The following is a 12,990-nucleotide window of genomic DNA, read 5'->3' as shown; positions in this document are numbered from 1 at the left end:
GTATCAATTAGAAAATCTGAATTCTTCCTAAAGGCTGGATGCGGATTTCTGGTAGGATTTCTTGATAAGAAATCACAGCAATGTCAGGGAATTCTGTTTCTATTAATTTTCGTACATATCTTCTTACATCAATTGCTGTCAATAATACTGGTGGTTGGCCTCCTGCAGGTGTTGGCGTGATCGTATTCCTCATAGATTTTAAAATTAGGTTCACAGAATCAGGATCTAGAGCAAGGTAAGAACCTGCCGATGTCTGTTTAATTGCTCCACGAATCATCTCTTCAATTTCTGGATCTAAGAGATAAACAGAAATTGCTGATTGTCCTTGAGAGAACTTGAAGCTGATATAAAGCTTTAAAGAAGACCGTACATATTCTGTAAGCAAAACTGTATCTTTCTCAGTTTGCGCCCACTCGCTCAGAGATTCTAAGATTGTACGTAGGTCTTTAATTGAGATTTGCTCTTGAACCAATCTCTTAAAGATTTCCGTAAGCTTTTGCAATGGAATAAGCCTTGTGACTTCCTTCACTAAGTCCGGGAATGAACGTTCCATAAATTCGATCATAGAACGTACCTCTTGAATTCCCAAAAACTCTTGAGAGCTTTTATGGAAAAAGTACGAAAGATGGAGAATGATCACTTCGAGCGGCGTCCAATATTTAATTGCTGCCTTCTCTAGAATAGCTTTTGCATCTTCACTAACCCAAGCTGAAGGAAGACCCGCAGCATTCTTATAGGTAATGAAAGGTAGATTATAACGGCTGAGATTGTCCTCCACCTCATTGGTTAACACATGGTGCGGAGGAATTTTTCCTCGCACATAAGGGACTTCATTAAGCAGAATCATATAATCGTATCCTTCTAAAGAAGGGGAATCTGTGCGAACATGAATGCCAGGGTATCGGATTCCGATATCCTGATAGAGAGCTTGCCGCATTTTAGGAATCATATCATCAACAAAGCTTTGTCCTGATTTTGTCTTGTGTTGGATAAGCTTAGAGAGATCTTTTCCAAGTTCTAGAATTACGGGAAGAGTTAGAGAATAGTCATCGGGATTATCCCCAACAGTAGCAGCGCCATCACCAGCAGCCCCTACGGTTGTTGAAGCTCCTGAGCCACCACCTTTTTTTCCTGCCGCTGATTTCTTAGTCAGTAGGAGAATCCCTAAGGCAACGAAAATTAATGCTAAAATGGAGAAGGACCATAGAGGGAAGCCCTTGAAGAAACCAACCCCTAAAGTTGCAGCACCTGCAAGGAGTAGTGCTCGTGGTTCTTTAACGAGCTGAGTAGAAATCTCTTTACCCAAGTTCGTATTTTTGTCACTCGATACACGAGTCGTGACAATACCCGCTGTCAACGCAATCAAAAGAGAAGGAATTTGAGAGACTAAACCATCTCCAATGGAGAGAAGAGTGTAGACGTGAGCTGCTTGAGCGAGGTCCATGCCGTGCATAGCCACCCCAATCGTCAAACCGCCAACAATGTTAATCAAAGAGATAACGATACCAGCGATAACGTCTCCTTTGATGAACTTCATGGCACCGTCCATGGCTCCGTAGAGTTCACTTTCCTTTTGGATTTGAGCCCTTTTATCACGAGCTTGTGTGGCATCAATCATACCAGCTCGTAAGTCCGCATCAATCGCCATCTGTTTACCTGGCATCGCATCCAATCGGAATCGGGCAGCAACTTCGGCAACACGCTCGGCACCCTTAGTTACTACGATAAACTGAATGATTGTAATAATGAGGAAGATAATGAACCCGACCACATAGTTCCCTCCAACCACGAAGTCTCCGAAGGCCTGAATGACATGACCCGCATACGCTTTAAGGAGAATCTGTCGAGAAGAGGAAATATTAATCCCCAAGCGGAACATCGTAGTGATGAGGAGCAACGAGGGAAAAACAGACAGCTGCAAAGCACTTGGAATATAAAGAGCCACCATCAATAAGAATACAGAGATCGATAAGTTGATGGTGATCATCAAGTCAACGATAGGCGGAGGCAAAGGAATAATGATCATTAAGACAACGCCCATCATCCAAAGAGCAAGGATTAAGTCGCTGGACTTATTGATCATGTTTAAGGCGGTATCGCCACCAAGTGTTCTGCTGACGAAATTGAGTAGCTTATTCATTATAAATGATCAGGTTGGTTAGTATTTTTATTATTAGGATTTTGCGCATTCAGTGAAGTGATATAGAGTAGAATTTCTCCAATAGCTTCGTAAGTAGATTCTGGAATAAATTTTAATTCCTTCCCTTCATCCAAAAGCTGATGTGCTAAAGGTACGTTTCGCATAATGGGAATTCCGTACTTTTCAGCTTCATCAAGTATCCTTTTAGCTCGTAAGTTGATGCCCATGGCAATGATCCAAGGTGCTTTATATTTTTCAGGCATGTAGCCAATAGCAACAGCAATATCTTTGGGATTAGAGACTACGGTGCTTGCATGTTTCACCTGTGATGACGAGTCTTCATAGGCAATTTCTTGAGCAATTTGTCGACGACGGCCTTTAATCTCAGGATTTCCTTCCGTGTCTTTAAACTCCTGCTTAACCTCAAACTTCTCCATCTTTAATTCTTTAGCGAAATTGTGGCGCTGATAGACAAGGTCAAGAATCGCAACAATCAAAAAGAAAATTCCTATCGAGGTTACTGCTTTATAAAAAATTTCTTTGAAGATTTGAGCAGTAATTATAGGAGAGACTCCTGCAGTTTCTATAATTAAAGAGACTTTGCTTTTTAACGTTATGTATAAAATTAAGGCTGCTCCAAAAATTTTTAAAATCGATTTGATTAGCTCTATGAGAGTCTTTATTTTAAACTTTTGTTTGATGTTCTCAATAGGGTTGAACTTCTTGATATCTGGTTTAAAAACTTCGGTAGAAAATGTAGGACCAACGATAAGAAAACCTACAATGACGCCAACAACAGCAACAGCTCCCAGTAAGGGAAGTGATGCTGTTAAAATAAGCATAAGACAGTTCTTAAGATAAAATAAGGTAATTACAGGATCATGGCGAGTGGGAGCTTGTGAGAGCATGGAAACCAGAAAGCCACCTAAATGCTTGAAAAAAAAGGTCGATAGGGAGAAAGCCGTAAACATAGAGACGATAAAGGTAACCGCAGAAGGAAAATCCTGAGATTTTGCTACTTGACCTTTTTTCCGAGCATCTCTAAGTCGCTTCGGCGTGGCCTTTTCTGTTTTTTCACCCATGCTGTTGCCAAGGTTCGATTAAGAGGACTATATTCGGAATTATCTGCAAATTACCTTATGCTCTTGTTTTTCTCAAGAGTGAAGCCCAAACGTTTTGTTCTTAGTAAGATTATAAATGAATCTTAGAGATAAAGAAGAATAGTAGAAAAAAAGAACAATAACGAAAAGTTGTTGAATTTAGCAATACTTTAGGTCACTTCAAGATGGTTCTATATGAAGAAAGTATTAGGTAGGGAAAACTTCAATCGATTATAGTGGTTTTTTATCATTTTCAAAGCACTCTTGATTTTGAAGGTACTATTTTTCTAGCTATTGTGCTTTTTTGAAACAGAAGAGTTGTCTTTCTAATATTCGAAAAAGCATGTCATTATTTTTATTTTTAGATGTCTTATGAGTCATACTGAATGTGGAATTGTAGGGCTTCCTAATGTAGGAAAGTCTGGCTTATTCAATGCTTTAACAGGAGCTCAAGTTGCCTCCTGTAACTATCCGTTTTGTACTATCGATCCTAATGTGGGTATTGTTCCTGTTATCGATGAAAGACTGGAAGCCTTAGCTAAAATTAGCAATAGTCAGAAGATCATCTATGCGGATATGAAATTTGTAGATATTGCAGGTTTAGTTAAGGGAGCTTCCGATGGCGCGGGTCTGGGAAATCGGTTTCTCTCTCATATTCGAGAAACTCATGCTATTGCTCATGTAGTGCGTTGTTTTGATGATCCAGACGTTACACACGTTTCAGGAAAAGTCAACCCTGTTGAGGATATTGAAGTTATCAACTTAGAGCTCATTTTTTCTGACTTCTCCTCAGCAAAAAATATCCATAGCAAATTAGAAAAGCTAGCCAAAGGAAAGCGTGAAGTAGGAGCTCTCTTGCCTCTATTTGATACAATTATTGCTCACTTAGAAAAGGGGCTGCCGCTACGTACTTTAGAATTAACTCCAGAACAAATTGTGGCATTAAAGCCCTATCCGTTTTTGACCATGAAGCCTATGTTTTATATAGCTAATGTTGACGAGAGTTCTCTACCAGATATGGATAATGATTATGTTGCCGCTGTTCGGGAAGTTGCTGCAAAAGAAAATTCTAAAGTGGTTCCTATCTGTGTTCGTATAGAAGAAGAAATCGTTTCCTTACCTATTGAAGAGCGCTTAGAATTTCTTATGAGCTTAGGTCTTGAAAAATCAGGACTTCATAGATTAGTGCGTGCTGCGTATGACACTTTAGGACTGATTTCTTATTTTACTACAGGTCCTCAAGAATCTCGTGCATGGACAGTGGTTCGAGGGTCTTCTGCTTGGGAAGCTGCTGGAGAAATCCATACGGATATTCAAAAGGGCTTTATTCGTGCTGAAGTGATTACTTTTGAAGATATGATAGAGTGTCAAGGTCGTGCAGCTGCTCGAGAATTAGGGAAATTACATATAGAAGGACGTGATTATATCGTCCAGGACGGTGATACTATGCTGTTCCTTCATAATTAAAGGAACCCTTTGCAAACCAATCTTGAGCATCCAAAATGTCTTTTTCAATTGCTCGTATTAGAGTTTCTTTTGATTGAAACTTTTTTTCTTCTCTAAGAAATTTTCTCGGGATAATGCTCACTTCTTTGCCGTATAGATTTTCCGCAAAGGAAAAGATATGCGCCTCTGCATATAAAGACTCTCTTCCAAAAGTAGGGGCAGTTCCTAAATTCATAACACCCTGACAGGTAGTGCTATCATAACGTATTTCACAAGCATAAACTCCTAGGGGAATTAAACTTTCTTCTCTAGGAAGATTTATAGTGGCGAATCCTAGAGAACCTCCTATTCCGGAGCCCTCGGTTATTTTTCCAGAAATGGCATAGGGATGACCCAAAAAACGATGAGCACATTCAAGATTCCCTGCGGACAGAAACTGGCGGATTGCTTTGCTGGAGACAACTATGTTATCCATACGGTAAGGAGGAATCTTGATGACCTCTATACCTAACGGCTTGCCTATAGTATCGAGAGCCTCGGTATTGCTTTGCTGTTCTTTCCCTATGCAAGAATCATAACCTAAGATGAGGCGTTTGCATTTCAAGTTACGATGTAACAAAGTAAGAAATTCTTCTGCCGATTGATTCGCAAAATTTAAATCAAAAGTAAGGACACCTAACCAGTCTATGGGAAACGTTTGCAATAATTGGAGGCGCTCTTCTTTTGTATTGATGAGTTTCGTGTGATTTAAAGAAAGTACCGTTTGAGGATGAGAATCAAAGGTAATAACTCCACTGGATCCAGAATAGGAAGTAAGAATAGATAAAAGATTGCTATGCCCTAGATGACATCCGTCGAAAAAACCTACAGTTACAGAATCTACAGAAAACGAAGACGTTAAACTATAGGCTATTTCCATGGGCATCTCGTAGGTAGGGAGAAATATCGAAATCGGGGTGGTCTAATAGATTCCCATCAATACATTCATCTATAGAAAAACGGCCACTGCGTAAACGGCGTAGCTGCTCAAGATAAGCTCCACAGCCTAACATCGTGCCAAGCTCATGAGCAATGCTGCGAATATAAGTTCCTTTGCTACAAGAGACTACAAAATGCAATAAAGGGTACTCATATTTCGTAATCTGCAAGTGAACTTGAACTGTAGAATGGTGACGTTCTATAGATAAACCTTTTCTAGCATATTCATACAGCTTTTTCCCTTGGACTTTTTTAGCGGAAAACATGGGAGGAAGTTGCTGGATCTCTCCTTGGAAATACTCGGCAGCTGATAATACTTCTTCGAGACTAGGAATCTTCTTAGATCTTCCTACAACTTTGCCGTCGCAATCATAAGAATCGGTAGTTGTCCCTAAATGGGCAATTGCTTCGTATTCCTTGTCTTCAAAAAGTAAAATATCAGAAAGTCTAGTAAATTTACGGCCAATCAACATGACCATAACGCCAGTAGCGAAGGGATCTAAAGTTCCTGCATGACCAATCTTTTTAACGCCTATTAACTTGGTTAGAGCGCGGATAAGGCTAAACGAAGTTCTCCCTTGAGGCTTGTCTACAAGAAGAATGCCCTCTTTTAATTCTACTGCAAGATCCATAGTCATGTCTTTAATAGTATTCAAGTTCCCAAAAAATATAGTTTATTAACTCTTTTCTTTCTCTTGAATCTGCCAAAGCAGGTTTTCTATATAATCTTGAGGTGAGAAAATATCATCGAGATAAAAATGAAGTTCTGGGAAATATTTAAGGACGACATTTTTCGAAGCTCTATGAGCGATAAAACCAGCAGAGACTTTTAAAGCTTCTAAAGCCTCTTCCTTGGTATTCTCATGAGGCATTACAGATACATAAACACGTGCAGAGTGCAAATCCTTAGATAGAGAAACACGAGTTACCGTGATCCAAAGATTAGAAATCTTGGGATGCTTAACATCTTTTAAAATTACCTTTGCAATGGCTTCTTGTAATAAAGCATTTACCCGTTTAATACGTCTATTTTCTGTCATACAGTACTTCAAGTTATAGTTTTTGTGGATGATAGATAACTTCATAACATTGTAGGACATCACCTATTTGAGCTTGCTGGTATCCTTCTAACAAAATTCCACACTCTAAACCTTTGCGAACTTCTTTGACATCTTCTTTAACACGTTTTAATGAAGATAACGTACCTTTCCAAAGGATCTCTTTATTACGTAATACTCGGACTTTATGATTGCGAGTCATAATTCCTTCAGTAACTATGCAACCGTAAATAGATCCTACTTGTGAAGACCTAAAGATTTCTTTAATCTCAGCAGAACCTTCATCTTTTTCTTCAGCAATAGGATCTAATAGAGAAGTCATAATTTCTTTAATTGCATCAATAGCATGATAGATGACGGTAAATAGTTCAACTCGGACTCCTAAGCTCTTAATTAAAGGTTCCGCATGACTTTCTATTCCTGTATGGAAACCGATGAGAACTGCTTTAGAGGCGGCAGCTAAACGAATGTCTGATTCTGAAATTTCTCCTACACTGTTTGTTAAAATTTCAACATCTACTTTTTCTGATTTAATCTTAGATATTGAACTGACCAAAGCTTCTATGGAACCTTGAACATCAGCTTTAATCATAAGCTTAAGAGTCTTTTTATTCTGTAACATAGAATCAAAGTTAGGCCGCTTCTTTTGCTGTAAAGCAAAACGCTGTTGTCCTGCGGATCTAGCTTCAATAATGTCTCTAGCCGTTTTCTCGTTTTTCACGACGAAGAAAGGATCGCCAGCTTTAGGAATGTCCGATAGACCTGTGATCAACACAGGAATAGATGGCCCAGCTTCTTTCATCAATTCATTATGTTCGTTATGCATAGTTTTCACTTTGCCATAACAATCATTGAAGACGAGAGCTTCGCCCAGTTTTAAGCTTCCATTTTGAATCAAAACAGTCGCAACAGGTCCGAGACCCTTGTGCAGTTCTGATTCAATAACAAGTCCTCGAGCACGTGCTGAAGGATCGGCTTTTAGCTCCAAGACTTCAGCTTGTAAAGCTAACATCTCTAAAAGTTCTGAAAGACCTTCTCCTGTTTTTGCGGAGGTATTTACTGTAACAGTCGAGCCTCCCCAAGCTTCTGGCAATAGATTGATTTCAGAAAGTTGTCTATAGATGGTTTCGGAATTAAAATTAGGCTTATCACACTTGTTGATAGCTACAACAATAGCGATATCAGCAGCTTTTGCATGTTCAATAGCCTCTAAAGTTTGTTCTTTAATTCCTTCGTCTCCAGCGACTACAAGCACAACAATATCACAAACTTCAGCTCCACGGGCTCGCATTGCAGAGAAAGCTTCGTGACCAGGAGTATCTAAAATTGTTATGTCTCCCACTGGGGTGGAGCAGCAGAAGGCTCCCATGTGTTGGGTAATCGCTCCAGCTTCTGTTGCAGCGACATTACTTTTCCTTAAGGAGTCAATGAGTGTTGTTTTTCCGTGGTCGACGTGACCCATAAACGCAACAATAGGGGAGCGAATCACAAGCTTGCTGGGATCTGTAGATTGAATTTCGTCTCTTACAGTGTCATTGCTTAGGCACAACTTATCTTGCTCAGAATAGTCGATGTCAATTGTACATCCAAACTCTAAGCCAATAAATTGTACTGCAGTTTCGCTGTCTAGAATATCATTGACTACATAGGTCATTCCATGAATGAATAACTTTTGAATGACTTCTGAAGCCTTGAGCTTCATTTCTGCTGCCAGATCTTTGACGGTAATTGGCAAGGAAATTTTGATATGCGTAGGTCGCTGGATAGAGGCTTCGTCATAGTGTTTTTTAGGCTTATAAACACGTTTTTTTCGCCATCTGTCTTCTTCTCCGCCTTCATTTAATCCGTAACGATCTCTTCCTGTAAAAGCCTTTAGGCTTTCATCAGATTTCTTAGAACGATCACGAAAGTCGGTAAGATTTTTCTTCCCAGCATCTCTTTTTGGACCAGAAGCAGGACTACGGTTAGCAGGATTGAATTGTTTTTCTCGATTATTCTGTTCACCACCTTCAGATGTTCCAGGTTTCCCTGTTTTATCTGAAGCAACGGGCTTTGTGCTTTTCGAGCCAGCTACGACTTTCTCTTCCTTGGCAGGAGCCTTGAATGTTTTTGCTAGGAGATGATTGATATGCTTTCCTGTAGGGCCGAACTTAGATTTAATCATTACGACGCTTTTAGGTTCAGCAGGCTTCACAGGCTTAGGCTCTAATTCTTTTTCTTGAGGTGGGGTTTCGGGCAATACGGGTTGCTCAGGAAGAACTTCAGCAACTGGATGAACCTCAGGACTTTCGTCACAAACCTCATCGACTACTTCTAACTCAGGCTCAGGATCTGCTATGGAGACTGGAGCAGGTTCAGATGTATCCACTGGAATATGAGCAGAAGACTCTTCTTCGGATGATGAGAACGACGAACGATTTTTAGCACGAATGCGACGTGAAGTAGACTCTGGTGAAGCTTGTTCCGCACTTGCCGTAGGGGTAGAAGTTGCGGCAAGAGCTACTTTTACAGACTTTTCTTTCGCAGAAGGTTTTTCTGAAGAAGATTTAGCTTCAGAAGATCCTGCTTGGGCAAGTTTTTGTTTTAGCTTATCCAGCCCCGCGGCTTTCGTTAATTGAGCATTCTTAATCTTCAATTTCAGGTTTTTCGTCAACTTTACTTTCTCCATATTTGCTGACTTGCTCAAGGATCTTATAAGCAAGCTCTAAACTGATCCCAGGAACAGATGCCAGATCATTAGCACTCGCTAATAATACTCTTCTAATTGTGTCATATCCAGCATGTTCTAAATTTTGGATGACTAGCTTACTAATCCCTTCCATTTCTAAGGGTTGATCTAAGTGCGGACTATCGAATTCTGCTAATTGAAGGCGTTGAATTTCTAGCAACTTATTGTACTCACTCATACGTTGTACTTCGAGCTCGTAGTCTAGAATGTGGCTAATTAAACGAGCGTTAATTCCTCGTTTACCAATAACAGTAGCGTAGTCTGCATCATTAACGACAATTGCAATCACTTTGTCGTCTTCTAAAATAGCAATCTTTTGGATTTCTATTGGATAAAGAAGATTCTGTAATAACTCTGTAGAGACGGGGGAGTAATTGACAATGTCAATTTTCTCATCGTTCAATTCTCGAATGATATTTTTTACTCGAGAACCTCGCATACCTACAAAAGCTCCAACAGGATCAGTTTTAGGGTCTGACGATCTTACAGCTAGTTTCGTGCGGTACCCAGCTTCACGAGCTATCTTAACAATCTCCACAGAACCTTCTTCTAGTTCTGGGACTTCTTGAATAAATAATTGTTTAACAAATTCTGCGTGACTACGACTGAGGATAACTTCCGCTCCACCATTTTCAGACTCTTGAACTTCATAGAGTAGGGCGTAAATTTTATCACCGATCTTATGTTTTTCTGTTTTAGGATAAAACCGGGTAGGAAGAATTGCTTCAACTTTTCCTAAGTCAATAATTAAATTAGAACCTTTAGCAAAACGTTTGACAACACCAGATAAAGTTTCATTTACGCGATGGCGATATTCTTCATAAATAACGTCTCTCTCAGCATGTCTTAGCTTTTGACCGATAATTTGTCGTGCTGCGTGAGCAGCTATTCTTCCAAAATTATCAGAAACAAAAGGGACATCCATGTACTGACCAATCTGACAGTCCGGATCGTATTCTCTGGCTTTATCTAAAGGAATTTCTTTGCTAGGATTCTGACAAATTTCTACTATTTCCTTTTCACAAAAGACTTCGATGTCACCAGTACGAGAATTAATGTTTACAGATATGTTCGCGTCATCTCTTAAGGTTTTTTTAGCAGCAATTTTTAAAGCAGATTCGATAGCTCCTATAATAGTAGAGCGCTGAATCCCTTTTTCTTTCTCCATGTAGTCAAAAATAGCTACAAGATTTTTATTCATTATACTCCTCTTGTAAATAAGGAAATCAGTAAATAGCTAAATTAAGGACGTATTATTTAGAACTAAATAATACGATCCTCTGCATTACCAGCATTAGATGCTATTTTCCTTTTTTCTTTCTCTCTTTAGGGCCTTGAGAATCCTTGAAATCTAATTCAGTCCTAGAGTCTTGATCATAAGCATTGTCAGCTAAGTATTCTTTTACAGAAAGAGAAACTTTTTTATGATCTGGATCTAGCTTAATTACTTTTGCAGAAACATTTTCTCCAATGGAGATAATATCTTCAATTTTTGCAAAGGGCTTGTCAGAAAGTTCTGAAACGTGAATCAATCCTTCAATCCCGTTTTGTAGCTCAACAAAGGCTCCAAATGCAGTGATTTTAGTCACAACTCCTGAAATTACTGTGCCAGCAGGGAACATAGCTTCAATTTCATTCCAAGGATTAGAACTTAATTGCTTAACTCCTAAAGTAATTTTTTTACTTTCTTTGTCTACTGATAAAATAACAGCCTCTACAGAATTTCCTTTTTTGAATAGTTCTGAAGGGTGAGAGACTTTTTTAATCCAACTCATGTCAGAAATATGAATCAGACCCTCAATTCCTGGTTCTAATTCAACGAAAGCACCGTAATTGGTTAAGTTCTTGATTTCAGCATTGACATGGAGACCTATAGGATATTTTTCTTCGATATTGTCCCAAGGATTACGTTCTGTTTGCTTTAATCCTAGAGAAATTTTTCCTTCGTCCTTCTGAATAGATAGAACAATGGCTTCAACTTCATCGCCTTTATTTACGACTTCACTAGGATCTACAATATTTTTCACCCAAGACATTTCAGAAATGTGAATTAGACCTTCAATGCCCTCTTCAATTTCAATGAAAGCTCCGTAGGGGAGAAGCTTCACAATTTTACCAAGAACTCGTTTTCCAGGAGGGTATTTCTTCTCAATATCTTCCCAAGGATTATGCTCTTTTTGTTTGAGACCTAGAGCAACTCGTCCTTTTTCTTTATCTACGCTTAAAATAATTACTTCCAACTCTTGATTCAATTCGACCATTTCGGAAGGATGTCGTATGCGCTTCCAGGTCATATCGGTAATGTGGAGAAGACCGTCAATACCATCGAGATCTAAGAATACACCAAAGTCAGTAATGTTTTTAACAACTCCTTTGCGGTATTCTCCGATAGAAATTTGTTCAATAAGTTCGGCTTTCTTAGAGATTCTCTCAGCTTCTAAGAGTTCTCTTCTTGAGACAACAATATTGCGACGTTCAACGTTAATTTTTAAAATTTTGAATTCACAAACTTTTCCGACATAATCATCTAAATTTTTGATTTTCTTGTTGTCAATTTGTGATCCAGGTAGGAAGGCTTCCATTCCAATATCTACAATAAGGCCGCCTTTGACTTTACGTGTAATTTGACCTTTAACAATAGAACCTTCTTCACAATGAGCTAAGATGTATTCCCATTGACGTTGTCGTGTGGCTTTTTCTCTAGAAAGGACAACTTTGCCCTCTTCGTCTTCGGCTTGGTCGAGATAGACTTCTACTTCAGCTCCAAGCACTAAACCTTCTGAAGAGTCTATGAACTCTGACATAGGGATCACTCCCTCAGACTTCAGACCAACATCAACTACGACAAAGTCTTTATTAATATCAACTACGGTACCTTTTAGGATGGCGCCAGGCTGTATTTCGTTATCAGATTCTTCTTCGCTCGAAGTAATTCTGTGTGCCGTATAAAGCAAATCTTTAAATTCGGCAACGTCTTCTGTGAGGCATTCTATATTGTCCAGAATTTTTTTAGATCCCCAAGTATATTCAGCTTGTTTTGGCATTTATTGTTATTCTCCTAAAAACTACAAAGTCAAAAAAGACAGTGTAAATATAAACCTTAAAAAAGGCAAGACCTCCCTTGCAGGAGACGATTAGTTCTATATAATCGAATTAATCGTAAAATCCTATACTTCCGTTCTAGAGATGTATAAGGCCTCTTTTTTAACTTTTCTATATTACCAGATTTTATAAAATACGTGTGGTAATTATCATAAATGTGCCTTGTCATATGTAGAGAAACAGGATTTGGCGCATAGAAAACATATCGTTTTTTTCATAAGCACCCCATAAATTCTCGTCCCAGATGGGCTACATCAGCTTTGTTCTTAAGCCTGATAGATCTTTTTGGTTGCTGCTCAAGAACCAAGTGCATTCAGAAGTAGAACCATACTTATTGAGGGTTAAATAATAGGATGGGTCTTGGTTTCTTAGCTCTAAGAAAATTCTAAAGATTAATCACAGAAATGTAGGTGTTATTACTGGAAGATGAAGATCTTG

The 12,990-nt window shown here is 38.9% G+C and carries 9 protein-coding genes; 1 reads left to right on the top strand and 8 read right to left on the bottom strand.

The window, feature by feature from the left end:
• Positions 1 to 7: 7 nt before the first annotated feature.
• Both sctV and sctU read right to left on the bottom strand, forming a co-directional pair.
• Complete coding sequence (gene sctV, locus CPB_RS01655; RefSeq protein WP_010882971.1) at positions 8 to 2,140, bottom strand: type III secretion system export apparatus subunit SctV; 2,133 nt, start codon at positions 2,138 to 2,140, stop codon at positions 8 to 10.
• Positions 2,140 to 3,222 carry a type III secretion system export apparatus subunit SctU gene (gene sctU, locus CPB_RS01650; RefSeq protein ID WP_010882970.1) on the bottom strand — a complete coding sequence of 361 codons (1,083 nt, stop codon included), beginning with the start codon at positions 3,220 to 3,222 and terminating at the stop codon, positions 2,140 to 2,142. Before sctU ends, sctV begins: the two co-directional genes overlap by 1 nt.
• Before the next feature lie 390 nt (positions 3,223 to 3,612).
• Here sctU and ychF point away from each other — a divergent pair, with 390 nt between their 5' ends.
• On the top strand, positions 3,613 to 4,707 hold the full coding sequence (gene ychF / locus CPB_RS01645) for a redox-regulated ATPase YchF (protein ID WP_010882969.1): 1,095 nt from the start codon (positions 3,613 to 3,615) through the stop codon (positions 4,705 to 4,707).
• On the opposite strand, the gene CPB_RS01640 is transcribed toward ychF, so the two are convergent.
• The 6 genes from CPB_RS01640 to rpsA form a co-directional block, all read right to left on the bottom strand.
• A complete protein-coding gene (locus tag CPB_RS01640) occupies positions 4,685 to 5,605 on the bottom strand; it encodes a bifunctional riboflavin kinase/FAD synthetase (protein ID WP_011126108.1) in 921 nt (306 codons plus the stop codon). The two genes, ychF and CPB_RS01640, sit on opposite strands and share 23 nt — an antisense overlap.
• Positions 5,589 to 6,296 (bottom strand): tRNA pseudouridine(55) synthase TruB, encoded by a 708-nt coding sequence (gene truB, locus CPB_RS01635; protein WP_010882967.1) that lies wholly within the window; start codon positions 6,294 to 6,296, stop codon positions 5,589 to 5,591. Before truB ends, CPB_RS01640 begins: the two co-directional genes overlap by 17 nt.
• A gap of 45 nt (positions 6,297 to 6,341) precedes the next feature.
• Positions 6,342 to 6,704, bottom strand: coding sequence for a 30S ribosome-binding factor RbfA (gene rbfA / locus CPB_RS01630; protein WP_010882966.1), 363 nt, complete (start codon positions 6,702 to 6,704; stop codon positions 6,342 to 6,344).
• A gap of 13 nt (positions 6,705 to 6,717) precedes the next feature.
• On the bottom strand, positions 6,718 to 9,390 hold the full coding sequence (gene infB / locus CPB_RS01625) for a translation initiation factor IF-2 (RefSeq protein WP_010882965.1): 2,673 nt from the start codon (positions 9,388 to 9,390) through the stop codon (positions 6,718 to 6,720).
• Positions 9,347 to 10,651 carry a transcription termination factor NusA gene (nusA, locus tag CPB_RS01620; protein WP_010882964.1) on the bottom strand — a complete coding sequence of 435 codons (1,305 nt, stop codon included), beginning with the start codon at positions 10,649 to 10,651 and terminating at the stop codon, positions 9,347 to 9,349. Before nusA ends, infB begins: the two co-directional genes overlap by 44 nt.
• Before the next feature lie 100 nt (positions 10,652 to 10,751).
• Complete coding sequence (rpsA, locus tag CPB_RS01615; RefSeq protein WP_010882963.1) at positions 10,752 to 12,494, bottom strand: 30S ribosomal protein S1; 1,743 nt, start codon at positions 12,492 to 12,494, stop codon at positions 10,752 to 10,754.
• Positions 12,495 to 12,990: the final 496 nt, after the last annotated feature.

It is taken from the genome of Chlamydia pneumoniae TW-183, from assembly GCF_000007205.1.
Lineage (GTDB): Bacteria > Chlamydiota > Chlamydiia > Chlamydiales > Chlamydiaceae > Chlamydia > Chlamydia pneumoniae.
This window is presented reverse-complemented; position numbering and strand designations above follow the sequence as displayed.